The organism is Streptomyces sp. NPDC020801 (assembly GCF_044334385.1).
GTDB lineage: Bacteria > Actinomycetota > Actinomycetes > Streptomycetales > Streptomycetaceae > Streptomyces.
Genome location: NZ_JBIRST010000006.1, coordinates 121,726 through 147,445, shown reverse-complemented (window position 1 = coordinate 147,445; position 25,720 = coordinate 121,726). Strand labels below are relative to the sequence as shown.

Annotated in this window: 22 protein-coding genes and 1 tRNA gene; 8 read left to right on the top strand and 15 right to left on the bottom strand. The window is 72.1% G+C overall.

All coding sequences use genetic code 11. From position 1 onward, the window contains the following. Positions 1–13 precede the first annotated feature (13 nt). On the top strand, positions 14–3,520 hold the full coding sequence (cydD, locus tag ACH4UM_RS14795) for a thiol reductant ABC exporter subunit CydD (RefSeq protein ID WP_398178011.1): 3,507 nt from the start codon (positions 14–16) through the stop codon (positions 3,518–3,520). Between the two features lie 91 nt (positions 3,521–3,611). Here cydD and ACH4UM_RS14790 read toward each other — a convergent pair whose 3' ends face one another. From ACH4UM_RS14790 to ACH4UM_RS14770, 5 genes are all read right to left on the bottom strand, one after another. Then, positions 3,612–4,499: an HAD hydrolase family protein gene (locus ACH4UM_RS14790; RefSeq protein ID WP_398178008.1), complete on the bottom strand. Its 888-nt coding sequence runs from the start codon at positions 4,497–4,499 to the stop codon at positions 3,612–3,614. 48 nt (positions 4,500–4,547) lie between these two features. Next, a complete protein-coding gene (locus tag ACH4UM_RS14785; protein ID WP_398178006.1) occupies positions 4,548–5,450 on the bottom strand; it encodes an LLM class flavin-dependent oxidoreductase in 903 nt (300 codons plus the stop codon). A gap of 132 nt (positions 5,451–5,582) precedes the next feature. Further along, positions 5,583–6,041, bottom strand: a complete 459-nt coding sequence (locus ACH4UM_RS14780) for a hypothetical protein (RefSeq protein ID WP_398178004.1) — start codon at positions 6,039–6,041, stop codon at positions 5,583–5,585. A 99-nt stretch (positions 6,042–6,140) separates the two neighbouring features. Next, a complete protein-coding gene (locus tag ACH4UM_RS14775) occupies positions 6,141–6,704 on the bottom strand; it encodes an RNA 2'-phosphotransferase (protein ID WP_398178001.1) in 564 nt (187 codons plus the stop codon). Positions 6,705–6,971: 267 nt separating this feature from the next. Further along, on the bottom strand, positions 6,972–8,729 hold the full coding sequence (locus ACH4UM_RS14770; RefSeq protein WP_398177999.1) for an SDR family oxidoreductase: 1,758 nt from the start codon (positions 8,727–8,729) through the stop codon (positions 6,972–6,974). 462 nt (positions 8,730–9,191) lie between these two features. Here ACH4UM_RS14770 and ACH4UM_RS14765 point away from each other — a divergent pair, with 462 nt between their 5' ends. From ACH4UM_RS14765 to ACH4UM_RS14740, 6 genes are all read left to right on the top strand, one after another. Further along, entirely contained in the window at positions 9,192–10,166 is a 975-nt protein-coding gene (locus ACH4UM_RS14765; protein WP_398178652.1) for an ABC transporter ATP-binding protein, read from the top strand. Then, entirely contained in the window at positions 10,156–11,064 is a 909-nt protein-coding gene (locus tag ACH4UM_RS14760; protein WP_398177996.1) for an ABC transporter permease, read from the top strand. Before ACH4UM_RS14765 ends, ACH4UM_RS14760 begins: the two co-directional genes overlap by 11 nt. Continuing rightward, positions 11,061–11,972, top strand: a complete 912-nt coding sequence (locus tag ACH4UM_RS14755) for an ABC transporter ATP-binding protein (RefSeq protein WP_398177993.1) — start codon at positions 11,061–11,063, stop codon at positions 11,970–11,972. Before ACH4UM_RS14760 ends, ACH4UM_RS14755 begins: the two co-directional genes overlap by 4 nt. A 10-nt stretch (positions 11,973–11,982) precedes the next feature. Then, complete coding sequence (locus tag ACH4UM_RS14750; protein WP_398177990.1) at positions 11,983–12,702, top strand: ABC transporter permease subunit; 720 nt, start codon at positions 11,983–11,985, stop codon at positions 12,700–12,702. Between the two features lie 100 nt (positions 12,703–12,802). Further along, positions 12,803–13,042, top strand: coding sequence for a hypothetical protein (locus tag ACH4UM_RS14745; protein ID WP_398177987.1), 240 nt, complete (start codon positions 12,803–12,805; stop codon positions 13,040–13,042). 268 nt (positions 13,043–13,310) lie between these two features. After that, positions 13,311–13,398 (top strand) — tRNA-Ser (locus ACH4UM_RS14740). Between the two features lie 53 nt (positions 13,399–13,451). On the opposite strand, the gene ACH4UM_RS14735 is transcribed toward ACH4UM_RS14740, so the two are convergent. The 9 genes from ACH4UM_RS14735 to ACH4UM_RS14695 form a co-directional block, all read right to left on the bottom strand. Further along, the gene (locus ACH4UM_RS14735; protein WP_398177984.1) at positions 13,452–14,288 is read right to left on the bottom strand and encodes an HAD family hydrolase; all 837 of its coding nucleotides are present in this window, start codon (positions 14,286–14,288) and stop codon (positions 13,452–13,454) included. Next, positions 14,285–15,562 (bottom strand): serine--tRNA ligase, encoded by a 1,278-nt coding sequence (serS, locus tag ACH4UM_RS14730; RefSeq protein ID WP_398177981.1) that lies wholly within the window; start codon positions 15,560–15,562, stop codon positions 14,285–14,287. The genes ACH4UM_RS14735 and serS overlap by 4 nt, the downstream gene beginning before the upstream one ends. Positions 15,563–16,070: 508 nt before the next feature. Further along, entirely contained in the window at positions 16,071–17,003 is a 933-nt protein-coding gene (gene pheA / locus ACH4UM_RS14725; protein WP_398177978.1) for a prephenate dehydratase, read from the bottom strand. A gap of 96 nt (positions 17,004–17,099) precedes the next feature. Then, the gene (gene efeB, locus ACH4UM_RS14720) at positions 17,100–18,389 is read right to left on the bottom strand and encodes an iron uptake transporter deferrochelatase/peroxidase subunit (protein WP_398177975.1); all 1,290 of its coding nucleotides are present in this window, start codon (positions 18,387–18,389) and stop codon (positions 17,100–17,102) included. 8 nt (positions 18,390–18,397) lie between these two features. Continuing rightward, positions 18,398–20,410, bottom strand: a complete 2,013-nt coding sequence (locus ACH4UM_RS14715; protein ID WP_398177972.1) for a copper resistance CopC/CopD family protein — start codon at positions 20,408–20,410, stop codon at positions 18,398–18,400. Positions 20,411–20,423: 13 nt separating this feature from the next. Next, positions 20,424–20,948, bottom strand: a complete 525-nt coding sequence (locus tag ACH4UM_RS14710; RefSeq protein ID WP_398177970.1) for a copper chaperone PCu(A)C — start codon at positions 20,946–20,948, stop codon at positions 20,424–20,426. Continuing rightward, a complete protein-coding gene (locus ACH4UM_RS14705) occupies positions 20,945–21,595 on the bottom strand; it encodes an SCO family protein (protein WP_398177967.1) in 651 nt (216 codons plus the stop codon). The genes ACH4UM_RS14710 and ACH4UM_RS14705 overlap by 4 nt, the downstream gene beginning before the upstream one ends. Positions 21,596–21,700: 105 nt before the next feature. Then, complete coding sequence (locus ACH4UM_RS14700; protein WP_398178649.1) at positions 21,701–22,438, bottom strand: YcnI family protein; 738 nt, start codon at positions 22,436–22,438, stop codon at positions 21,701–21,703. A gap of 176 nt (positions 22,439–22,614) precedes the next feature. Further along, positions 22,615–23,517, bottom strand: coding sequence for a hypothetical protein (locus tag ACH4UM_RS14695; RefSeq protein WP_398177964.1), 903 nt, complete (start codon positions 23,515–23,517; stop codon positions 22,615–22,617). 222 nt (positions 23,518–23,739) lie between these two features. Between ACH4UM_RS14695 and ACH4UM_RS14690 the strand changes: the two genes are divergently transcribed. After that, entirely contained in the window at positions 23,740–24,186 is a 447-nt protein-coding gene (locus ACH4UM_RS14690; protein ID WP_398177961.1) for an ATP-binding protein, read from the top strand. A gap of 164 nt (positions 24,187–24,350) precedes the next feature. Here ACH4UM_RS14690 and ACH4UM_RS14685 read toward each other — a convergent pair whose 3' ends face one another. Next, positions 24,351–25,715, bottom strand: a complete 1,365-nt coding sequence (locus tag ACH4UM_RS14685; protein WP_398178646.1) for a PLP-dependent aminotransferase family protein — start codon at positions 25,713–25,715, stop codon at positions 24,351–24,353. Positions 25,716–25,720: the final 5 nt, after the last annotated feature.

Sequence of the window (25,720 nt, the reverse complement as noted above, 5' to 3'; positions counted from 1 at the left end):
TGGACCGAAGGGCATGTTTCACGTGAAACCGATCGATCCGCGTCTCCTGCGCTACGCCCGGGCCACCCGGCTGTTCCTGATGGCGGTCGTCGGCCTGGGCGCACTCGGTGCGGGGCTGGTCATCGCGCAGGCGATGCTCATCGCCGAGGTGGTCGTGGGTGCCTTCCAGCACCGGCTGCCGGTCGCCGAACTCCGTACTCCCCTGCTGCTGCTGGCGGGCGTCGCCGGCGGCCGGGCGCTGGTCTCCTGGCTCACCGAGCTCGCCGCGCACCGGGCCGGCGCGGCGGTGAAGTCCGAGCTGCGCGGCCGGCTGCTGGAGCGCGCGGCGGCACTCGGTCCCGGCTGGCTGGGCGGACAGCGGACCGGCTCGCTGGTCGCGCTGGCCACCCGGGGCGTCGACGCCCTTGACGACTACTTCTCGCGCTATCTGCCGCAGTTGGGACTTGCGGTGGTCGTCCCGGTGGCGGTGCTTGCGCGGATCGTCACCGAGGACTGGGTCTCGGCGGCCATCATCGTCGGCACCCTGCCCCTCATCCCCGTCTTCATGATGCTGATCGGCTGGGCCACGCAGTCCCACATGGACCGCCAGTGGCGGTTGCTGTCCCGGCTGTCGGGGCACTTCCTGGACGTGGTCGCGGGCCTGCCGACCCTGAAGGTGTTCGGCCGGGCCAAGGCCCAGGCGGAGTCCATCCGGCGCATCACCGGCGAGTACCGGCGGGCGACCATGCGTACCCTGCGGATCGCCTTCCTGTCGTCCTTCGCCCTGGAGCTGCTCGCCACCCTGTCCGTGGCGCTCGTCGCCGTGACGATCGGCATGCGGCTCGTGAGCGGTGACATGGACCTGTACATCGGCCTGGTCGTCCTCGTCCTCGCCCCTGAGGCCTACCTGCCGCTGCGTCAGGTGGGCGCGCAGTACCACTCGGCCGCGGAGGGGCTGGCTGCGGCCGAGGAGATCTTCGCCGTGCTGGAGACACCGGTGCCGAAGTCCGGCACGGCGGCCGTCCCCGCCGGGGCCCCGGCCTTCGAGGGCGTGAGCGTCTGCTACCCCGGACGGTCCGCGGACGCGGTGACCGACGTGTCCTTCGCCGTGGCCCCCGGGGAGACAGTCGCGCTCGTCGGCCCGAGCGGTTCGGGCAAGTCGACGCTGCTGAACGTCCTGCTGGGGTTCGTCCGGCCCAGCGCGGGCCGGGTACGGGTCGGGGGAGTGGATCTCGCCGACATCGATCTGGAGCAGTGGCGCTCGCGCGTCGCCTGGGTGCCGCAGCGACCGCATCTGTACGCCGGGACGATCGCCGAGAACGTACGGCTCGCACGGCCCGACGCGGACGACGGCGCCGTGCGACGCGCGCTGGCCGACGCCGGTGCCCTGGAGTTCGTCGACGCGCTGCCGCAGGGGCCGCAGACCGTGCTCGGCGAGGACGGCGCGGGACTGTCCACCGGGCAGCGGCAACGGCTCGCGCTGGCCCGGGCCTTCCTCGCCGACCGGCCGGTTCTCCTGCTCGACGAGCCGACGGCCGCTCTCGACGGAGCGACCGAGGCCGAGGTCGTGGAGGCGGTACGGCGGCTGTCCGCCGGGCGGACGGTGCTGCTCGTGGTGCACCGGCCCGCCCTCCTGAAGGTGGCGGACCGGGTCGTGCGGCTCGACGACGCCGAGTCCCAGGTGCCCGCACCGTCCACGACCAGGAGCCCCGCTGCACGCCCGGCGGAGGCCGGGGCAGAACCGGGCCGCTTGGCTCCGGCCGGGCCCGGAACCGAACCCACGGCGGCCGTGGGGAGCGTCCTCGCCCGGGTCCGGGCGATGTCCGGCGCCCGGCGCGGCCGCCTCGCCCTCGCCCTGCTGCTCGGCAGTCTCGCGCTGGGCAGCGCGGTCGGTCTGATGGCCACCTCCGGATGGCTCATCTCGCGCGCGTCGCAGCAGCCGCCCGTGCTGTATCTGATGGTGGCCGTGACCGCGACGCGCGCCTTCGGCATCGGACGGGCCGTCTTCCGCTACGGGGAGCGGCTGGTGTCGCACGACGCGGTGCTGCGGATGCTGGCCGACACCCGGGTGGCCGTCTACCGGCGGCTGGAGCGGCTGGCACCCGCCGGACTGCGCCGAACCCGCAGGGGTGATCTGCTGACGCGGCTCGTGACCGACGTGGACGCGCTGCAGGACTACTGGCTGCGCTGGCTGCTGCCCGCAGGTGCCGCACTGGCCGTATCCGCCGCCTCCGTCGCCTTCACCGCATGGCTGCTGCCCGAGGCCGGGGCGGTCCTCGGCGCCGGGCTGATCGCGACCGGGGTGGGCGTCCCGCTGGTCACCGGAGCGGTGGCGCGGCGCGCGGAGCACCGGCTCGCCCCCGCGCGCGGAGCCCTCGCGACCCACGTGACCGACCTGCTCACCGGGACCGCCGAGCTGACGGTCGCCGGCGCCCTGCCCGTACGTGTCGCCGCGGCGCGGCGCGCCGACTCCGTGCTCACCCGGATCGCCTCGCGCACCGCCACCGCCACCGCTCTCGGGGACGGGCTCACCGCGCTGGTGTCGGGGCTGACCGTCGCGGCCGCGGCCCTCGTCGGCGCCCAGGCGGTCGTCGACGGGCGGCTCGGTGGCGTGGCCATGGCCGTCGTCGTCCTCACCCCGCTGGCCGCGTTCGAGGCCGTCCTCGGCATGCCGCTCGCGGTGCAGCACCGGCAACGGGTGCGCCGCAGCGCGGAGCGGGTGTACGAGGTTCTGGACGCCCCCGAGCCCGTCCGTGAGCCGGAGCGCCCGCGGCAGGCGCCCGCCTCGCCTTTCCCGCTCACCGTCAGGGGCCTCACGGCCCGCCATCCGGGGCAGGACCGGGACGCGCTCACCGGACTCGACCTGACGCTGGAGGAGGGCCGCAGGGTCGCCGTGGTCGGTCCCTCCGGGTCCGGCAAGACGACGCTCGCCCAGGTGCTGCTGCGGTTCCTCGACGCGCAGGCGGGCGGGTACACGCTGGGCGGGGTCGACGCCCACGCGCTGGACGGTGACGACGTACGGCGGCTGGTCGGGCTGTGTGCCCAGGACGCGCACCTCTTCGACAGCTCGGTGCGGGAGAACCTGCTGCTCGCAAGGAAGGATGCGACCGAGGCCGAGCTGCGGGACGCGCTCGCGCGGGCCCGGCTGCTCGTCTGGGCCGACACCCTCCCCGACGGGCTCGACACACTCGTCGGCGAGCACGGTGCGCGGCTGTCCGGGGGGCAGCGGCAGCGGCTGGCACTGGCCCGCGCACTGCTCGCCGACTTCCCGGTCCTCGTGCTCGACGAGCCCGCCGAGCATCTCGACCTCGCCACCGCCGACGCGCTCACCGCCGATCTGCTGGCCGCCACCGAGGGCCGTACGACGCTGCTCATCACCCACCGCCTGGCCGGGCTGGAGGCCGTGGACGAGGTGCTCGTGCTGGGCGAGGGACACGTGATCCAGCGGGGCCCGTATGCGGAGCTCGCCGCGCTGCCGGGGCCGCTGCGCCGGATGATCGAGCGCGAGGAGGAGACAGAGCTGCTGGTGGGAGCGGGGTAGCGGCTCCTCCGCGCGCGGTCCCGTCGGTGGGGCAGCGACCGCCGCAGCGCTGCCCCTGCCGTCCCGGGTACGACCGGGGCGGCGGCGTTCCTTACAGCCGCTCCCCCAGCAGCCGCTCGATCACGACCGCGACCCCGTCGTCGTTGTTGGCGACCGTCCGCCCGGACGCCGCGGCGATCACGTCGGGGTGCGCGTTGCCCATGGCGTAGGACCGGCCGGCCCAGGTGAGCATCTCCACGTCGTTCGGCATGTCGCCGAAGGCGACGACCTCCTCGTGCGAGATGCCGCGTTCGGCACAGCACAGGGCGAGCGTGCTGGCCTTGGAGACGCCGGGGCCGCTGATCTCCAGCAGGGCGCTGGGGCTGGACCGGGTGATGTTGGCGCGCTCACCGACGGCCAGGCGGGCGACGGTGAGGAAGGCGTCGGGGTCCAGCGTGGGGTGGTAGGCGAGGATCTTGAGGATCGGCTGTTCGACGCCGGCGCCGTCCGGTGCCAGCAACTCCTCCGCCGGCGCCAGCGTGTCCGGTATCTCCATGTGCAGCTTGGGATAGGCCGGCTCCTGGTAGAAGCCGTATGTCTGCTCGACCGCGTACACCGTGCCCGGCGCGGCCTCCCGCACCAGCTGGACCGCGTCCAGCGCGTTCCCGCGCGCCAGCTCCCGCACCTCCACGAACCGGTGGGCGCCCGGGCCGCCGTGCAGGTCGACCACGGCGGCGCCGTTGCCGCAGATGGCCAGGCCGTGGCCGTGCACGTGCTCGCTGACGACATCCATCCAGCGGGCCGGGCGGCCCGTGACGAAGAAGACCTCGATGCCCGCCTCCTCGGCCGCGGCGAGGGCGGCGACCGTGCGGGGGGACACCGACTTGTCGTCGCGCAGCAGAGTTCCGTCGAGATCGGTGGCGATCAGCCGCGGCGGCAGGGCGGCGGCCTGGGTCTCGGGCTGTCGAGTTGCTGAGGTCACCGGGGCATTGTCCCGCATATGCCCGCACGACCGTGCGCTACTGCGCACATCTGAGGGGTCGCCCGGTCACCTCAGCTGGGCGGGCGCTTCCATGGCGATCAGCTCGAAGACCTTCTCGTCCGCGGCGAAGTCCGAGTCCGGGATCGGCCAGTGGATCACGATCTCGGTGAAGCCCAGCTCCTGGTGCCGGCCCGCGAAGTCGACGAACGCGTCGAGGGACTCGAGCGGGCGCCCGCGGTCGGGAGTGAAGCCGGTGAGCAGGACCTTGTCGAGCCCCAAGACGTCCCGGCCGGCCGCCGCACACGCGTCGGCGAGCTTCTCGGCCTGTCCGCGGATGGCCTGAACCGACTGCTCCGGGGTGCCGTTCTCGTACAGCTTCGGGTCGCCGGTGGTCACCCACGCCTGCCCGTACCGCGCGGCGAGCCGCAGCCCGCGCGGGCCCGTCGCGGCCACCGCGAAGGGCAGCCGGGGCCGCTGTACACAGCCGGGGATGTTGCGCGCCTCGTGCGCCGAGTAGAAGTCGCCCTCGTACGACACCGCATCCTCGGTCAGCAGCCGGTCGAGCAGCGGAACGAACTCGGCCAAGCGGTCTGCCCGCTCCCGCGGGGTCCACGGCTCCTGCCCGAGCGCGGTGGCGTCGAAGCCGGTGCCGCCCGCGCCGATGCCGAGAGTGATCCGGCCGCCGGAGATGTCGTCGAGGGAGATCAGTTCCTTGGCGAGGGTGACCGGGTGCCTGAAGTTCGGCGAGGTGACCAGGGTGCCCAGCCGCAGCCGTTCGGTCGCCGCCGCGGCGGCGGTCAGCGTCGGCAGGGCACCGAACCACGGGCCGTCCCGGAAGCTGCGCCACGACAGATGGTCGTAGGTGTAGGCGGTGTCGAAGCCCAGCTGCTCCGCCCGCGTCCATGCCGAACGGCCGCCCTCGTGCCAGCGGCGGTACGGAAGGATCACGGTGCTCAGGCGCAGACTCATGCCTGAGAGCCTAACGGTGGTGCCCGGCGAACCCGGGAATGCCCGGATTCCCGGCTCCGAACCCCGCGATGCACAGCGGGGTGCCCGCGCCGCGAGCCGCTCAGGCGGCCGAGGGTGTTTCACGTGAAACGGTCACCGTAGGCGGCCGCTCAGCCACGGCGTGAGGCGGATCATGGAGACATGCTCCTTGTACGTGCGGTCGCGGGGCAGCGGCACGACGAGGCGGTAGCCGGGCGGGAAGCGGCGCCCTTTGACATACGCCCTGCCGCCGAAGACGGCACGGAGGAAGGCGGGTACGTCGTCGCGCGCGATGTCGTGACACTCGACGCCTTCCACGGTGATCAGTGCGTCGTCCTCGGGATAGAGCCGCACGGTCACCCGGGGCAGGCCGCCGAACTCGACGTAGGCCTCGTGCGGCAACGAGCCGTCCGGGTCGGTGGTGACACCGACACCCGCGGCACTGCGGCGTGAGGTCTGGTCGGCGCCGATGTCGTGGGTCACCTCCACCTCGCGCGCGTACTCGGCTGCGATGGTGCGGCAGACGGCGACGGCCGCCTCGGTGGTGGGGAGGTGCTCCATGTCGTGGTCCATACCGACGATCATGCCGAACCGGACGCCGGTGGACCGGCGGTCGGTGGTCCCGGCGGCCGGTGGGCCGGCCGTCAGCGGATCGACCACCAGTGACCGACGTCAGTGGATCGGCCGTCGGTGGCTTTCGGGAAACCGGAGATAGCGCGCCGGTACGGCCTTCGTCAGCCACACACCGTTGGCGCTGACGTGGAAGACGTGCCCGTCGCGGTGCATCGCGGCGGCATCCACGGCGAGCACGACCGGGCGGCCGCGGCGGGCGCCGACGCGCGTCGCGGTCTCGCGGTCGGGCGAGAGGTGCACATCGTGCCGGTTCATGGGCCGCAGCCCCTCGGTACGGATCGCCTCCAGGCTGCGGGCCACGGTGCCGTGGTAGAGGTACGGCGGCGGGGTCGCGGCCGGCAGCCCGAGGTCCACCTCGATGCTGTGGCCCTGACTGGCGCGGATTCGGGTGCCCTCGATCGCGAAGCGCCGCTTGTCGTTGGTGGCGACCACGTGCTCCAGTTCCTCGCGGGTGAACCGGAAGCCGTGCGCGGTCGCCGCCGCGATCAGCGTGTCGATCTCGACCCAGGCGCCCTCGCCGAGTGTGAGCCCGATCCGCTCGGGCTGGTGGCGAAGGTGCTTGGAGAGGTACTTCGACACCTTCACGGTGCGTCTGTCGTCCATGCCCCAAGGGTGCCGGGAGAGACGCGGATCACGCAGGTCAATTTCGCTCCGGAGGTTTGATCCACAGCCAAGTAACGTTGTCCACAGCTCAATTGCCGAAGCTGTGGACAACTGGTCAGTGATCCACAGACGTTGGCCCGGAGCGCAGGCACAGCACGGCGATGGACGGCGGCGGCACACCGCGGCGGCACACCGCGGCGGCACACCGCGGCGGCACACCGCGGCGGCACACCGCGGCGGCACACCGCGGCGGCACACCGCGACGGCTCACAGTGGCGGCTCCACCCGCGCCAGCCTGCGCAGGGCACGCGGAGTGAAGCGGGACATCGCGTGGAAGAGGCGGGCCTCCGGTGTCACCGGCACCACCGCCTCGTTGCGGACGACGGCGCGCAGGACGGCGTCGGCAACCTTCTCCGGCGGGTAGTTGCGCAGCCCGTACAGACGGGCCGTGCGCTTCTGGAGGCGCTTCTCCTCCTCCGCGTCGACCCCCGCGAAGTGCGCCGTCGACGTGATGTTGGTGTTGACGAAGCCGGGACAGATCGCCGTGACGCCGATCCCCTGCCCGGCCAGCTCGGCGCGCAGACACTCGCTCAGCATCAGCACCGCCGCCTTGGAGGTGCTGTAGGCGGGCAGCGCCTTCGAGGGCTGGTACGCCGCCGCGGACGCGATGTTGACGACATGGCCGCCCTGCCCGCGCTCGGCCATCTGCTTCCCGAAGAGCCGGCAGCCGTGGATCACGCCCCAGAGATTGACGTCGAGGACCTTCCTCCAGTCCTCCGGGGTGTGATCGAAGAACGACCCGGACAGGCCGATGCCCGCGTTGTTCACCAGCACGTCCACCACGCCGTACTCGGCGGCGACCTTCCCGGCGAGCTTCTCCATGGCCTGCTCGTCGGCTACGTCCACCGTCTCGGCCCAGGCGGCCGGCGCGCCGGCCCGCCGGGACAGCTCGGCAGTGCGGACCGCGGCCTCCGCATCCCGGTCGACGGCCACCACGCGCGCGCCGGCCTCGGCGAAGGCGCAGGCCGTGGCCCGCCCGATGCCGCTGCCCGCGCCGGTGACCAGCACGAGCTGCCCGGCGAAGCGGTCGGCGTGCTTCCCGGTGGCGGCGGATTCGGGCCGCCCGCCCTCGACGGCCGTCACGAACTCGGTGATCCATGCCGCCAGCTGGTCGGGCCGGGTGCGCGGAACCCAGTGCCTGGCCGGGAGCGTGCGGCGCACCAGGTGCGGGACCCACAGCTCCAGTTCGTCGTACAGCCGCTCCGACAGGAACGCGTCCTGAAGAGGGGTGATGAGCTGTACGGGCGCGTGTGCGAAGGCGTCCGTCCGAGGCCTGCGCAGCCGGGCCCGTACGTTGTCCCGGTACAGCCAGGCGCCGTGCGCCGCGTCCTGGGGCAGCGACGAGGTCGGGTAGTCGCCGCCGGGCACCTTCTCGACCCGCTGGAGGATCTTCGGCCAGCGCTTGCCCAGCGGTCCGCGCCAGGCCAGTTCGGGCAGGGTGGGAGTGTGCAGCAGGTAGACGTACCAGGACTTGGCGCCCTGGCCGAGGAGCTGGCCCACCCGGCGTGGGGTGGGGCGCCTGACGCGCTTGTCGATCCAGTGGCCGAAGTGGTCGAGGGAGGGCCCCGAGATGGACGTGAAGGAGGCGATCCGGCCCTGCGTGCGCTTGACGGTGACGAACTCCCAGGACTGCACCGAGCCCCAGTCGTGCCCCACCAGATGCACCGGCCTGCCCGGGCTGACCGCGTCCGCGACCGCCAGGAAGTCGTCCGTGAGCTTCTCCAGGGTGAAGCCCCCACGCAGCGGCTGCGGCGCGGTGGAGTGGCCGTGGCCCCGCACGTCGTACAGCACGACGTGGAAGCGGCCGGCGAGGCGCCCGGCCACCTGCGACCAGACCTCCTTGCTGTCCGGGTAGCCGTGCAGGAGCACGACCGTCGGCTGCTGCGGGTCGCCCAGTTCGGCGACGCGCAGCTCGACCCCGCCGGTCCGCACCCAGCGCTCCCGCGCCCCCTTCAGCAACGTCACGCGTGTCACCTCTCCTCCGTCCGGCGCCGCACTCCCGCACGCTCGCCTTCGCTCCCGCCCGGCGGCCCCCACGGCCGATTGTCGTCCAGGTGGAAGGCGCTGTCCGCCGGATCCGTCACCCTCGGCCCGAGCAGGGCGGCCACGGGCTGTGCGCACGCGCACACCGGCCGCCGCACCGCCCTGAAACCCCCCAGATCCGGACGGAGTTCGCGGGTCACCGCCGTCGCCACCGCCCACCGTCCGCTTCCGGATGCAATACGTGCCCGTAACTCGACCCCGGCGACTGTGGCAGTTGTTAGACCAAGCGTCAATAGGGAGGTGCAGGGGGCCGGATCTCCCAGCCCGGGGTAAGACCTGAGAGCTGGGACCCCTAAGGCGCCGTAATACTCGAGTCGGACGCCAAGACGGCTCTGCGGTCTGACGACTGGCGTGGCGCGCGTCACTACCGTCGAAGACGTGACTGTGATCGCGACCGAAAGCCTGAGCAAGCGGTTCCCCCGGGTGACCGCGCTTGACCGGCTCTCCGTGGACGTCGGACCCGGTGTGACCGGACTCGTCGGCGCCAACGGAGCCGGCAAGTCCACATTGATCAAGATCCTGCTGGGTCTGTCCCCCGCCACGGAGGGCCGCGCCGAGGTGCTCGGCCTCGACGTCGCCACCAAGGGCGCCGCCATCCGCGAGCGCGTCGGCTACATGCCGGAGCACGACTGCCTGCCGCCCGACGTCTCGGCCACCGAGTTCGTCGTCCACATGGCGCGCATGTCCGGCCTGCCCCCGACCGCCGCGCGCGAGCGCACCGCGGACACCCTGCGCCACGTCGGCCTCCACGAGGAGCGCTACCGCCCCATAGGCGGCTACTCGACCGGCATGAAGCAGCGGGTGAAGCTCGCCCAGGCCCTGGTGCACGACCCGCAGCTGGTCTTCCTCGACGAGCCGACCAACGGCCTCGACCCGGTCGGCCGAGACGAGATGCTCGGTCTGATCCGCCGCATCCACACCGACTTCGGCATCTCGGTCCTGGTCACCTCCCACCTGCTGGGAGAGCTCGAGCGCACCTGCGACCACGTTGTCGTCGTCGACGGCGGCAAGCTCCTGCGCTCCAGCTCCACCACCGACTTCACCCAGACCACCACCACCCTCGCGATCGAGGTCACCGACAGCGACGAGCACCCGGACGGCACCCGCTCGGTGCGCGACGCGCTCCACGCGCGCGGGGTGGAGACCCAGGACGGCACCGGCCTGCCGGGCGCGGGGCACGTCCTGCTGCTCACCGCACAGGGCGAGGAGACGTACGACCTGGTACGGGACGTCATCGCGGACCTCGGCCTCGGCCTGGTGCGCATGGAGCAGCGCCGGCACCACATCTCGGAGGTCTTCCGGGACAGCGACGAACAGCGCGACGCACAGCGGAAGGAGGCGGTCGGCCATGGCAGTTGAGCACTCCGCGGCACCGCCCTCGGGTGACCAGACCCGCATCCACAACATCGGCTACCGCAACTACGACGGCCCCCGCCTCGGCCGCGCCTACGCCCGCCGCTCGCTGTACTCGCAGTCCCTGCGCGGTGCCTACGGCCTCGGCCGCTCGGTGAAGTCCAAGGTGCTGCCGATGCTGCTGTTCGTGGTGATGTGCGTGCCGGCGGCCATCATGGTCGCCGTCGCGGTCGCCACCAAGGCCAAGGACCTGCCCGTCGACTACACGCGCTACGCCATCATCATGCAGGGCGTCATCAGCCTGTACGTCGCCTCGCAGGCACCCCAGTCCGTCTCGCGCGACCTGCGCTTCAAGACCGTGCCGCTGTACTTCTCGCGACCCATCGAGACCGCCGACTACGTACGCGCCAAGTACGCGGCGCTGGCCTCGGCGTTGTTCATCCTGACCGCCGCCCCGCTGCTCGTGCTCTACGTGGGCGCGCTGCTGGCCAAGCTGGACTTCGCCGACCAGACCAAGGGATTCGCCGAAGGACTCGTCTCCGTGGCACTGCTCTCACTGCTCTTCGCCGGCCTCGGCCTGGTCATAGCCGCCGTCACCCCGCGCCGTGGCTTCGGCATCGCCGCCGTGATCGCCGTGCTGGTCATCTCCTACGGCGCGGTCTCCACCCTCCAGGCCATCGCGGACGCCCAGAGCAACACCAGCGCCATCCCATGGATCGGCCTCTTCTCGCCGATCACGCTGATCGACGGCGTGCAGACCGCGTTCCTGGGCGCGACCTCCTCGGCCCCCGGCGCCGTCGGCCCCGGCAGCGGGGAGGGCGTCGTCTACGTCCTCGCCGTCCTGGGTCTCATCGCCGCCGCATACGGCCTCCTGCTGCGCCGCTACAAGAAGGTGGGACTGTGACGACTCTCAGCATCGACCACGTCTCGCGCTGGTTCGGCAACGTGGTCGCCGTCAACGACATCACCATGACGATCGGCCCCGGCGTCACCGGCCTGCTCGGTCCCAACGGCGCAGGCAAGTCCACTCTGATCAACATGATGGGAGGCTTCCTCGCTCCCTCGACCGGATCGGTCACCCTGGACGGGCAGCCGGTGTGGCGCAACGAGCAGATCTACAAGCACATCGGCGTCGTCCCCGAACGGGAGGCGATGTACGACTTCCTCACCGGACGCGAATTCGTCGTCGCCAACGCCGAGCTGCACGGCCTGGGCGCCAAGGCGGCGCAGAAGGCGCTTGCCACCGTCGAGATGGAGTACGCGCAGGACCGGAAGATCTCCACGTACTCCAAGGGCATGCGGCAGCGCGTGAAGATGGCCTCCGCGCTCGTCCACGACCCCTCGCTGCTGCTGCTCGACGAGCCGTTCAACGGCATGGATCCGCGTCAGCGCATGCAGCTGATGGAGCTGCTGCGGCGCATGGGCGACGAGGGCCGCACGGTCCTGTTCTCCTCCCACATCCTGGAGGAGGTCGAACAGCTCGCCTGGCACATCGAGGTCGTCGTCGCCGGACGGCACGCGGCCAGCGGCGACTTCCGCAGGATCCGCCGTCTGATGACCGACCGCCCGCACCGCTACCTGGTGCGTTCCAGCGACGACCGCGCGCTCGCGGCCGCGCTGATCGCCGACCCGTCGACGTCCGGCATCGAGGTCGACCTCGCCGAGGGCGCGCTGCGCATCCAGGCCGTCGACTTCGGCCGCTTCACCGCCCTCCTGCCCCGGGTGGCGCGGGACAACGGCATCCGGCTGCACACGGTCTCGCCCTCCGACGAGTCCCTCGAGTCCGTCTTCTCGTACCTGGTCGCGGCGTAGGAGGCCGAATATGTATGACCCCACAGTCGCCCGGCTCACCTACCGGGCCCTGCTCGGCCGCCGCCGCGCCCTCATCCTCGGCGCGCTGCCGCTCCTGCTCATCGTGATCGCCGTGGTGGTCCGCGCCCTCACCGGCGCCGACGACCAGACAGCGGTGAACGTCCTGGGCGGGTTCGCGCTCGCCACCATGGTGCCGATCATCGGCGTGATCGCCGGCACCGGCGCGATCGGGCCGGAGATCGACGACGGTTCGGTGGTGTACCTGCTGTCCAAGCCGCTCAAGCGGCCGACGATCATCTTCACCAAGCTGATCGTGGCCGTCGCGGTGACCATGGTGTTCTCCGCGGTGCCGACCCTGGTCGCCGGGCTGATCCTCAACGGCAACGGGCAGCAGATAGCCGTGGCCTACACGGTGGCCGCGCTGGTCGCCTCCATCGCGTATGCGGCTCTCTTCCTCCTGCTGGGCACGGTCTCCCGGCACGCGGTGGTCTTCGGGCTCGTCTACGCGCTGGTCTGGGAGGCGCTGTTCGGCTCCCTGGTGCCCGGGGCGCGCACACTGAGCGTCCAGCAGTGGGCGCTGGCCGTGGCGCACAAGATGGCCGGCGGAGACCTGGTGACCTCCGACGTAGGGTTGCCGACGGCGACGGTGCTGCTGGTGGTGGTGACCGTGCTGGCCACCTGGTACGCCGGGCAGAAGCTGCGGTCGCTGACACTCGCCGGCGAGGAGTGATGCCCCGCCGTGGCGGCGGGCGGGCTCGACGGCCTTGACGGGGGCTTCACCTCCGTCCGGGCAGACTGGGCAGGGCGGAAGGGACACCGGGAGGACGGGAATGGCGGGCGAGGCGCCGGAGAGCGACGGCCGGGGGAGCACCGGGGACGCGTGGGACGACGTCGTCCTGGACGCCGACTTCATACGGGCCGCCGAGACCGCCGAGCCGTCCGCCCGGGCGCGGATGCTCGCCGCGCGCTGGCGCCGCGAGCAGCCCGAGCCGCAGCCGTGGCGCTCCGACGAGCCGCCCGCCGGATGGTTCTTCAGCAAGGTGCGCCGCCGCAGGTGGCGGCGGCGGTGACCCGGCCGGTCCGCCCGCAAATTCAGTGGCGCCCCAGCCGGCGCAACGGCACAGTGGTGGTGTCCACGAACGCCGGATCGAATCGGCGTCACGTTCTGGGAGAGGAGCTGGGCGATGTCGATGCACGGCAGTACGCCGAGCTCCCGACAGGGCAGCCCGCGGCGGGCTTCGGAGTAGTCGCCACCACTCCGTCGAGCCCGCCCGCACGGGGAGCTGCCCGGGGCGGCCGCTTCGAGCACGCGAATCCCATCGCGTGGGCCGCCCACCCGGAGGATTGGCCGAGTGGTAAGGCACCGGTTTGCTAAGCCGTGGTCGGGCCTGAACAGCCCGCGCACGTTCGATCCGTGCATCCTCCGCAAGACCCTGTCACCGTGACCCGGCCGGAACGACGGCCCACAGCGGTGAGCCGTCAGCCCAGCAACTTCTCCAGCACCACCGCGATGCCGTCCTCCTCGTTGGAGGCCGTCACCTCGTGCGCGACCGCCTTCAGTTCCTCGTGAGCGTTGTCCATCGCCACGCCATGGGACGCCCAGGCGAACATCGGGATGTCGTTGGGCATGTCGCCGAAGGCAAGTGTGTCGGCCGCCTTCAGACCCAGCCGACGGGCGGCCAGTGAGAGACCGGTCGCCTTCGACAGGCCCAGCGGCAGGAGTTCGACGATGCCCTCACCCGCCATGGTGACCGAGACGAAGCCGCCCGCGGTGCGGCGGGCCACGTCGGCCAGTTCGTCGTCCGTGAGGGTCGGGTGCTGGACGTAGAGCTTGTTGAGAGGGGCGCTCCACAGATCCGAGGCGTCCGTGAACGGAGTCGCCGGGAGCGTGCCCGTGACCGCGTACCCGGGGCCCACCAGCACTTCGCCCTCCAGGCCGTCACGGCTCGCCGCCAGGTACAGCGGGCCGACCTCCGCCTCGATCTTGGCCAGAGCCACCCCGGCCAGCTGCCGGTCCAGGGTCACCGACGTCAGCAGGCGGTGCGCCCCGGCGTCGTAGACCTGCGCGCCCTGGCCGCAGACGGCGAGGCCCCGGTAGCCGAGATCGTCGAGGATGTGCCGGGTCCAGGGCACCGCGCGGCCCGTGACCACCAGGTGGGCGGCACCCGCGGCGGTGGCCGCGGCGAGCGCCTCACGGGTTCGCCGGGAGACCGACTCGTCGGAGCGCAGAAGCGTTCCGTCGAGGTCGGTCGCGATCAGCCTGTAGGGGAAGCCCCCGGCCGTTTCGCCGGAGGCTTCGGGAGCGGCGGAGGTCACCTGGCCACCGGTTCCAGGACCTCCCGGCCTCCGAGGTAGGGGCGCAGCACCTCCGGCACGCGCACGGAGCCGTCGGCCTGCTGGTGGTTCTCCAGGATCGCGACGATGGTGCGCGGGACGGCGCACAGCGTGCCGTTGAGCGTTGCCAGCGGACGGACGGTCTTGCCGTCACGGACGCGGATCCTGAGGCGGCGGGACTGGAACTCGGTGCAGTCCGAGGTCGAGGTCAGCTCGCGGTACTTGCCCTGGGTCGGGACCCAGGCCTCGCAGTCGAACTTGCGCGAGGCCGAGGCACCCAGGTCACCCGTGGCGACGTCGATGACCCGGAACGGCAGCTCCAGCGACGTCAGCCACTGCTTCTCCCACTCCAGCAGACGGTGGTGCTCCTCCTGCGACTCCTCGGGGGCGACGTAGGAGAACATCTCGACCTTGTCGAACTGGTGCACGCGGAAAATGCCGCGGGTGTCCTTGCCGTGCGAGCCGGCCTCGCGGCGGAAGCACGGCGAGAAGCCCGCGTAGCGCAGCGGCAGACGGTCGGCGTCGATGATCTCGTCCATGTGGTAGGCCGCCAGCGGCACCTCGGACGTACCGACCAGGTAGAGGTCGTCCTTGTCGAGGTGGTAGACGTCCTGGGCCGCCTGGCCGAGGAAGCCCGTGCCCGCCATCGACTGCGGGCGGACCAGCGCGGGGGTGAGCATCGGGGTGAAGCCGGCCGCGGTGGCCTGGGCGATCGCCGCGTTCACCAGCGCCAGCTCCAGCAGGGCGCCGACACCGGTGAGGAAGTAGAAGCGGGAGCCGGAGACCTTCGCGCCGCGCTCCACGTCGATCGCGCCGAGCAGCTGGCCGAGCTCCAGGTGGTCCTTGGGCTCGAAGCCCTCGGCGGCGAAGTCGCGGATGGTGCCGTGCGTCTCCAGCGTGACGAAGTCCTCCTCACCGCCGACCGGCACGTCGGGGTGCACGAGGTTGCCGAGCTGGAGCGCCAGCTCCTGGGTCTCCGTGTCGGCCGCGTCGCGTTCGGCGTCGGCCGCCTTGACGTCGGCGGCCAGCTGGCTCGCCCTCTTCAGCAGCTCGGCCTTCTCGTCGCCGGCGGCCTTCGGGATGAGCTTGCCCAGGTTCCGCTGCTCGGCGCGCAGTTCGTCGAAGCGGACGCCGGACGACCTGCGCCGCTCGTCGGCAGACAGGAGAGCGTCGACGAGCGCGACGTCCTCTCCACGGGCGCGCTGCGAGGCGCGCACACGGTCGGGGTCCTCACGGAGCAGGCGAAGGTCAATCACGCGGTCAAGGCTACCGGTGCGGCGTTGCGCCTCACGACCCAGTATTCCGAACCGCGCACTACGTACCGTTATGGCGGAATTGCGCCTTGTGTCAATAAAGAGCGTCCCGCTAACTGGAAGGAGGCACTGGACGGCTGTCCGGTTGACTGGATTTCCTTGTACGGAGCGGGACTTGGGCCTGATGTTGTCCACAGGAGTCCCCATGCCGCCGAGAGTTATCCACAGGCTGTGCGAAAGATCTGTGGACTTCGGAATTGATCACTCCGCTACCGGCGGGTGGACGGAAGAATTCCCGGCTCAAACCGCCCCGACACCCACTTTCGGGTGGAAAGAGGTCGCCCCAAAAGATGAACCAAAGGAAACGAGTGGACGAAGGCGGATCCGTGTCTCCGTCTCCCCGCTTGGGGAGCGCGGGGTGATTTGTCGACCTGGCCGCCCTTTGATGTCGACTTGTCCTCAGGTCGAGATGGGGACCTGTGGATAACTTCTGTGGATAACGTGGAACCGGCTAGAAACGGCCGTCCTGGCAGCGCGCAACCCAGTCCGCAGCGGCCACGAACTCCTCGTCCGACGTCCCGGGCGGCGGGGTCCGGACATCCGTCACCCCGATGTCCGCACGCGGGTACGAGCCGAGGAAACGCACCTGCAGACAGATCCGCTTCAGCCCCATCAGCGCCTCGGCCATCCGGCGGTCGGTGATGTGGCCCTCGGCGTCGATGCAGAAGCAGTAGTTGCCGATGCCGGCCCCGGTCGGGCGGGACTGCAGCACCATGAGGTTGATGCCGCGGGTGGCGAACTCGCCCAGCAGGTCTCGCAGGCCGCCGGGGTGGTCGTCGCGCTGCCACAGGACCACGGACGTCTTGTCGGCACCGCTCGGAGCGGCGGGCCGGGCGGGACGGCCGACCAGGACGAACCGTGTCTGCGCGTTCTCCGCGTCGTGGATCTCCGTCTCCAGAGCCTCCAGGCCGTATCGGGCGGCCGCGAACTCGCCCGCGAAGGCGGCGTCGTAGCGGCCCTCCTGGACCAGTCGGGCTCCGTCCGCGTTGGAGGCGGCCGACTCCCAGACGGCGTCCGGCAGGTTCGCCTTCAGCCAGTTGCGCACCTGCGGCTGGGCGGCCGGGTGGGCGGTGACGGTCTTGATGTCCGACAGCTTGGTGCCGGGCCTGACCAGCAACGCGAAGGTGATCGACAGCAGCACCTCGCGGTAGATCATCAGAGGTGTGCCCGCGACCAGCTCATCGAGCGTGGTGGTGATGCCGCCCTCGACCGAGTTCTCGATCGGAACGAAAGCCGCCTCGGCGTCGCCGGTGCGGACGGCGTCGAGCGCGGACTGCACGGACACGTACGGGATCAGCTCCCGCGTGGCCGCCTCGGGAAGCGTGCGCAGGGCGACTTCGGTGAATGTGCCCTCGGGGCCGAGATACGCGTAGCTCGCTGGCATGACCTCACCCTAATGGGCGCACGCGGACCCGGCCCGTCCGTCTCACGAGAGCCCCTCCCGCGGGTGAACCGGCGTGACCTAGCCGGCCGGCGCCGCTCATCCCTCCAGCAGCCGCTGCCCCACGTACTCGCCCTTCGCCGTCCCGCCCGGCACCGCGAAGAGCCCGCTCGCCTCGTGCCGGATGTACTGCGACAGCGCGTCGCCGCGGTCCAGCTTGCGCTGCACCGGCACGAAGCCCCGCAGCGGGTCCGCCTGCCAGCAGATGAACAGCAGTCCGGCGTCGGGCGTGCCGTCCGGGTCGAACCCGTCGTGGTAGGAGAAGGGGCGCCGGAGCATGGCCGCGCCGCCGTTCTGGTCGGGCCGGGTGATGCGGGCGTGCGCGTTGACCGGGACGGCGTAGCTGCCGTCCTTGCCCGTCTTCTCCAGGTCCATCGGGGTCGTCTCGGTGCCCCCGCTGAGCGGCGCCCCGTCCGGCTTGCGGCGGCCGATGACGTTCTCCTGCTGGGCGAGGGAGAGCTTCTCCCAGTCGTCCAGGAGCATGCGGATACGGCGTACGACGGCGTAGGAGCCGTTCGCCATCCAGGCCGGTTCGCCGCCGGCCGGGACGAAGATGCGCCGGTCGAAGTCGGTGTCGGACGGCTTCGGGTTGCGGGTGCCGTCGATCTGGCCCATGAGGTTGCGGGCGGTCATGGGACGGGCGGTGGCGCCCGGGGAGCGGTTGAAGCCGTTCATCTGCCAGCGGATCCGGGCGGCGCCACCCGAGTCCTTCTGGATCGCGCGCAGGGCATGGAAGGCGACCAGCGCGTCGTCGGCGCCGATCTGCACCCACAGGTCGCCGTTGCTGCGGGCCTTGTCGAGCCGGTCGGAGGAGAAGTCCGGCAGCGGGTCGAGGGCGGCCGGCCGCTGCTTCTGCAGGCCGGTCCGGTCGAAGAAGCCGTGCCCGAAGCCGAAGGTGATCGTCAGCGACGAGGGGCCCGCGTCCCGGGCGACATCGGTGTCGGCGTGGGCGGCCGGCTCACCCGCCATCAGCCGTTCGGCCGTCGTCGACCAGCGGCGCAGCAGGGTGGCTGCCTCCTTGCGGCCCGCGCCGGCCGTCAGGTCGAAGGCGACGACATGGCCGCGGGCCTGCAGGGCGTCGGTGATCCCGGGCTGATGTTTCCCGTGAAACATTGCCCGGTCCGAGCCGAGCGAGGTGAGCGGGGTGGCTCCGGCGGGTGCCGTGCCGTACCCCACGGCCGCGCCCGCCGCACCGAGGACGACTCCGGTGGCGCCGGCGGTGCCGAGCAGCCGCCGGCGCGATATGCCCGCGCTTGCGGAGTCGGTCTCGTGGACGGTCTGCCTGGGCAGGTCCGGGGTGGTGGCCTCCGGGGTGGACTGGTCGGTCATGGTGGGGTTCAGCCGATCTGCGCGTTCTTGGTGACGGTCGCCTGGTCGATGTCGGAGGTCCGCACGGTCACGGCGACCTTCCAGTCGCCCGCCATGGGGATCTGCACCCCACTGGCCGCCCAGTGCCCGGTGGTGATGTGGTCGGGGGCCACAGGCAGGGGGCCGATCCTCTTGGCGGTGAGGGTGAGGGCGACCTTGATCTCGGGGATGTCGAAGGCCTGGCCGTCGGGCCGCTGCACATAGACGTGCATCTCGTTGCCGCCCACGCGCGCGGGGTCGATGTCGAGCCGGACGATGCCCTTGCCGTTCTGGCCGCCGGTGTCGAAGGGCATGTCGAGGGTGACCGCGCCCCCCGAGGAGGAGGACGAGGACGACGAAGAGGGCGAGGACGCCGACGAGGTTGCCGCCGCGGCCTCCTCCGTGCGCCCCGGCTCCGTCTGCGTCAGCACGGTGGTGACGGCGAGCAGCGCGACGGCGACTCCCGCCTCGGCCAGCACCGAGTGGCGCAGCCCGGACCGGCCGGGGTCGGCGTCCCGCATCCGCTTCTGCCGGGCCGCGTCCACGGCGGCCCGTTGCCGGGCGAGCTGGGCGGCCCGCCGTGTGCCGGCGCCGTTGACCGTCTTCCCACCGGTCGCGGACTTCTTGCCGGCGCCGGCACCGGCGTCGGCCGATGCCTTCGCGCCCGCCGGGCCCTTGCGCGCGCCCGCGGGTTCCTTCTCCTTGGCGCGGTCCTTGGCGCGGTCCTTCGCCTGTTCCTTCGTGCGGGCCTTGGCCGCGGCCTTCGCGGTCACCGTCTCCGTCAGCCGCCCCGTCCAGCGCCGGGAGACCCAGGCGATGCCGATGAGCAGTCCCACGAGGCCGATCTTGACCAGGAGCAGCTGCCCGTAGCGCGTGCCGGTGAGCGCCGACCAGGAGCCGACCTGCCGCCAGGACTGGTAGATCCCGGTGGCGACCAGCGCGAGCACGGAGCAGAAGGCGACGCGGGAGAAGCGGCGTACGGCCGGGGTCTCGATCGGGCTGTCCGCGGGCGCCCGGTACAGCGCGACCAGGAGGGCGGCGAGCCCGCCGAGCCAGACGGCCACGGCGAGCAGGTGGACGATGTCGACCGGCATGGCGATGCCCGGCTGCAGGCCGGTGGAGGCGTGCTCGGCCATCGCCCAGCTCGCCGCGAGCCCGGCGGCGACCACGGCCCCGCCGATGGCGAGCCCGAAGGTCAGGTCCCGCTTCTCCTCGTCCTCGCGCTTCTCGTACGCCCCGAAGAGCACGGCGACGAACAGCGCGGCCGCGGCAAGCAGCAGCAGCCGGGAGACGAGGGCCGCGCCGGTCTTCGTCTGGAGCACCTGCCCGAGCAGGGTGAGGTCGAAGATGTCCGCGATCTTCCCGGAGGTGGTGTAGGAGCCGCGCAGGAGCAGCAGCGCGAGCGTGGCGGCGGTGAGCGCGACCCAGCCGGAGACGACCAGCCGCTGTACCGCGCGTACGCCCGCCCCGCGCTGCCAGCAGGCGAGCACGAAGGCGGCGCCGCCGGCCAGGACGATGAAGCCGGCGTAGGACACGTACCGCCCGAACCCGTACAGCAAGCCGACGATCCCGCCGCCCACGTCCTGGCCGCCGACCGCGACGGAGGTCTTGGAGGGGGCGCCGACGGAGAAGGTGTAGGCGCCGCCGACGGGGTGGCTGTCGGCGGAGACCACCTGGTAGGTGACGGTGTAGGTGCCCTTGGACAGCCCGCCGCGCAGCTGCACGGCGTACGTCGTCCCGCTGATGTCGGCCGGCTTGCCGGTGTCGACCCGCTTGCCCTCGGGGTCGAGCACACGCAGCGAGTCGTCGTTCATGGCGACCTTCTCGGAGAAGGTCAGCGACACCTGGGTGGGCGCCTTGTCGACCACCACTCCCTGCTGGGGGTCGCTGCCGGTCAGCGCCGCGTGAGCGGAGGCCGGGGCGGCGCCGGCGAGGAGTATGCCGGCGACGGCCAGGAGCAGCAGCAACAGGGTCCGGACGCGGGGCGTGGTGGTCTGCGTCAAGGTGGTCCCTCCCTCAGTGTCCGGTCGCGGGGTTGTACGTGGCCGGCTTCACCGGCATCTCAACCCTGAGGTCGCCGGATTCGGCGAAGTGCAGTTCGACGGTGACCGTACGGCCCGGTTCGGGCTTGCGCTTCAGCTTGTCGAACATCAGGTGGTTGCCGCCGCTCTTGAACACGAGCCGGCCGTGCGCGGGGACGGTGAGGCGGTCGGCCTCCCGCATGGCGCCGCCGACCGTCTCGTGCACCGTGACTTCTCCCGCGGCGTCGCTGGTGACCGAGGTCAGCTCGTCCTTGGCGTCACCCTTGTTGGTGATCGTCAGGAAGCCGGCCGCCATCGAGTCCGAGACCGGCTGGGGCATGTAGGCGGCGCTCACGGACAGTTCGGCCTTCCCGCCGGAGCCGGAGCCGGAGCCGGATGGTCCGGGCCGGGAGCCGGAGGCCGAGCCGCCGCACCCGGTGAGCAGGACCGTGCCGGTGAGCAGGACCGTGCCGGTCAGGACACCGGCCAGGAGCGGGGCCGCGGACGCGGGACGCCTCATGGGTTCTTCCCCTTGATGATCTCGGGGAGGTCCTTGGTGTAGTCGTCGACGGTGGCCTCCTCGCCGTAGAGCAGGTAGCCGCCGTCGGTCTTCGGGGAGAAGGCGACCACCTGGGTGCCGTGCACCGAGACGAGTTTGCCGTTCTTGTCCTTCTCCGTCGGCTCGATGGAGATGCCCAGGCTGCGCGCGCCGGCCTGGATGGTGGCGAAGTCCCCGGTCAGGCCGATGAACTGGGGGTCGATGCCCTTGAGCCACTTGCCGAGTTCGGCGGGGGTGTCGCGGGCCGGGTCGGTGGTGACGAACACCACCTGCAGCTTGTCCTGCTCGGCCTTGGGCAGGGCCTTCTTGGCGACCGCGATGTTGTTCATCGTCAGCGGGCAGATGTCGGGGCAGTGCGTGTAGCCGAAGTAGACCAGCGTCGGCCGGCCCGCCGTCTCCTTGCGGAGGTCGTACTTCTTGCCGTGGGTGTCGGTGAGCACCAGGTCCGGCTTCTCGAACGGCTGGTCGAGGACCGTCACGGCCTTCTGCGAGCTGTCCTCGGAGACGACGGCGACGGGCTTGTTGCTGTCGTCGCCGCTGCCGCAGGCGGAGAGGGTCATCGTGGCGGCGGCGAGCAGCACGGCCGCGGCGAACGTCTTCTTGCGCATAGAAAAATGTCCCAGATGTGAGAACTCCGGCGCGCACCGGGGTCGTACGCAAGGGTCGCACGACCTGTCGTACGACCCCCTGGTGCGCGTGGCGGACGAGTGGGATCAGACGGTGGTCCGCCGGCGGCCGGCGAGTACGCCGTAGGCGACACCCGCCGCGCCGACGACGATTCCCACGACGCCGAGGACGCGGGCGGTGGTGTCGCTGCCGCTCTTCGAGCCGGAGGAGCCGGCGGCTGCGGTCTGCGCGGTGGACTTCGCGTCGCTGGATGCGTCCGCGGCGCTCGTGGCGTGGTGGTCGTCGGCCGGTGCGGCGGCCAGGTCCAGTGCGGGCGCCGGCTTGTCGGGCTCGGCCTGGCCCTTTTGCCGCACCTCGATCCAGCGGACGACCTCCTTGTCGGAGTAGGTCTGGAGCGCCTTGAAGACGAGCTGGTCCGCGTCCTCGGGCAGCGCGCCGACGGAGACCGGGAACTTCTGGAAGTAGCCGGGCTCGATGCCCTTGCCGTCGGCGGTCCAGGTGACCTTGGTGACGGCCTCGGAGATCTTCTTGCCGTGCATCTCGAGCGGCTTGGCCGGCCGGGACTTGGTGACGTCGATCTTCCAGCCGTCGATCGGCTGCGGCATCACCGAGGCCAGCGGGTGGTCGGTAGGGAAGCTGACCTCGACCTTGGTGGTGGAGGCGTTGTCGCGCTCGTTGGGGACCTTGAAGTCGACGACCACGTAGCCGCCCTTGGCGGGGGTGGTCTCCGGCTGGACGGTGACATGGGCGAACGCGGGCGCGGACAGGGCGAGGACGGCCGAGCCCGCGAGAGCGCCGGCGGCGGTGAGACGGGACGCCTTGATGGACTTCATGACAGGAGGCACTCCACTTCGAGTGAGTTCCGGTGGTGAGGAGCAGGCGCGTGCGCGGGATGGCCGACTGCGGGCTTCCCGAATTCGGGCACGCGTGCGTGCCGCGCGACGGCGGCCGCCTACCTCCTCCGGCGGAACCCGCTCGGTGGGGCGTTGGTCGCGTCGCGTCAGGCGGCGAGGACGTGGGCGGGGGCGGCCGGCGGGCCGCGGCGGATCACCGTGTGCTGGATTGCGGCGGTGTGGGGTGGCGCGAGAGGCGCACAGTCGGCGGCACGCCAGAAGCGCGGGCCGGTTGCGGGCGCCGTCGGCAGCCCGGCGCACAGGGCGCGCACCAGCGCCAGCGCCCCGCGCAGGGACCGCATGAACGCGGTCTCGGCGACCCCGTGCGCGGAGAGTTCGATCAGCCGCAGCAGGGCGAGGTCGCCGCGGCGCAGCAGCCAGCCCGCGGCGACCGCGGCCAGTACGTGGCCGAGCAGCATGGGCAGGGAGGGCAGCAGCGCGGCCGCCGGGCCCGTGGCGGTCAGGGCGTCCGCCGGGTGGTGTGTGGCGCCGGTGTCCGGGCCGGCGCCGTCGAGGAGGTGGGCGCCGGCGAGAAGCCTGTAGGCGTGGGCCGGGCTGATCGCCGCCGCCGTGGTCCCGCACACCAGCCGCGCGGCCCGTTCGGCGAGCGCGGTGTCGGACAGCGCGGGCATGGAGCTCATCGACCCCATGTCCATGGACCCCATCGCGCCCATGGACCCCATGGAACCCGCCGACCGCATGGACATCGCACCGGACACCATGCCGTCCGTGCCGAGCTGCCCCAGCCCGAAGAGTGTGTGCAGCACGGTCTGGCCGACTGCGAGCAGCGCCGCGATCCCCGGCAGGGAGCGGGCCCGGCCCGTGAGCGGCGCGACGACGACGAGCGCACTCAGGAAGCCCGCGCCCAGCGTCCACAGCGGCACCGTGGCACAGGAGGCCAGCGTGTGACCGGCCGCGGCCAACACGACGCAGACCGCGGCGAACACCGCGGCCCGGAGCATCCTCAGATCGCGTCCGGCAGGCGCCGTGCGCTGGTGGGGGGCAGTCATGGCGGCCCCATCATCCCACTGGGCCCCCGGACGCCGTACGGCAGGTCCACAAGGTGCCGTACGCCCGGATGGTCACCTTCTGCCGTCGGTGACCGGCACATACACCGATTCCGTTCCCGCCGCATCCGCCGATCGGGCGGTATGGCGTCAACTCGGTGCTTACGACCGGGCACGCCGGGCAATACGTAACGGTATGTCGAGCCGCGGCCGGGAGGCTGGAGCATGAGCATCTGGTGGTCTCTCCATCTGCGGCGTGACGCTGCGAGCGTGCCGCTCGCCCGGAGGCTGCTCCTCGGCACGATGGAGACCGCGGGCGTCGACCCCGACATCTCCTACGACCTTTCCGTCGCCCTGAGCGAGGCGTGCGCGAACGCCGTCGAACACGGCGGGGACGCCGACTCCTCCGAGGCCTACCGCGTCACCGCCTATCTCGACGGGGAGAAATGCCGCATCGAGGTCGCCGACGCGGGCCCCGGATTCCCGTCCGGGGCCCGCCGCACGCCGGTCCGCGCCGCGCACCCCGAGGCCGAGCACGGCCGTGGCCTGTGCCTCATCCAGGAGCTCGCCGACCACGTCCACATCGGCAACAAGCCGGGACGGGGCGGCGCGGTGGTGAGTTTCGACAAGATTCTCAAGTGGCGTGAGGACGCGCCGCTGATGGCGGTGTAGGGGGAGACGGGACCGGCCGGCGAGCGCGGGTTTCGCGGCCATCGGCCCGCCCGGGCGGCGACCCGCCGCGCCGCCGGCCATTTCCCGGGCGGCTGCAGGGCCCATTTCCGGCCGTGCCCGTCCCACTCCACTCCACCCCGCCACCGCTTTTCCGGCGGAACGTTTCACACCCGGTCCAGGACCTTCGACAGCACCTCCAGCGCCTCGGGGTACACCCGCTCCCGAGGCGTCCCGTACCCGACGACCAGGCCCTGCGGCCGTTCCTGCCCCGGGCTGTGCCAGTGGTCGCCCAGCCGCCCGAGCGCCAGCCCCTCCTCCTCCGCGCGGGCCAGCACCCCGGCCTCGTCGGCGACGTCGAGCAGGGCGTGCAGTCCGGCGGCGATCCCGCGCACGCGCCGGGAGCCGAGCCGGTCGAGGAGCTGGTCACGGCGGCGCCGGTAACGCAGCCGGCACGCGCGTACGTGCCGGTCGTAGGCGTGGCTGCCGATGAGCTCGGCCAGCGCCAACTGGCCGATGGACTCGGTGTGGTGGTCGCTGTGCAGCTTGACCTCGGCAACCGCGTCGACCAGGTGCGGCGGCAGCACCATCCAGCCCAGCCGCAGGGCGGGCCCGAGGGTCTTGGAGGCGGTGCCCAGATACACGACCTGACCGGGCGCCATGCCCTGGAGCGCGCCGACGGGCTGGCGGTCGTAGCGGAACTCGCCGTCGTAGTCGTCCTCGACGATCAGGGCGCCACGCGCGCGTGCCCAGTCGGTCAGCGCCCGCCTCCGCTCGGGGTGCAGGGTCACGCCGGTCGGGTACTGGTGCGCCGGGGTGACGACGACGGCCCGCTCCTCGCCCAGGTCCTGGGCGCAGACACCGCGCTCGTCGACCCGCACCGGCACCACCTGCCCGCCGTTGTGCCGCACCACCTCCCGGTGGAAGGGCAGCCCGGGGTCCTCCATGGCGACCGCGGCACCGTCGAGTACGCGCGTGAGGAGCGCCAGTCCCTGGATGTACCCGGAGGTGATGACGATCCGCTCCGGCGGTGCGATCACGCCGCGCGCCCGCCCCAGATACCCCGACAGCGCCGTGCGCAGCTCGATCCGGCCGCGCGGGTCGCCGTAGTCGTACGCCAGCGAGGGCGCCGTCGCGATGGCGCGGCGCAGCGCCCGCAGCCAGGCCGCCGCCGGGAACGCCCCGACGTCCGGGCTGCCGGGCCGCAGGTCGAACCGGGGCGCACGCGCCCGTGCCGCCGCGCCCGGTTCCTCGGCGTCGACGGTGGGCAGCGCGGCGACCTGGGTGCCCGAGCCCTGCCGCGCCGTCAGATAGCCCTCGGCGACCAGCTGGTCGTACGCGGCCTTCGCGGTGCCCCGCGAGATGCCCAGCTCGGATGCCAGCCGCCGGGTCGCCGGCAGCCGTGTCCCGGGCGACAGCCGCCCGTCCCGTACGGCGTCCCTGAGCGCCTTCTCCAGGCCCACCCGGCGGCCCGCCGCCGCGTCCGGTTCCAGATGCAGGTCCACCCCGACACCGGACCAGAAGTCGTCCACGTCCA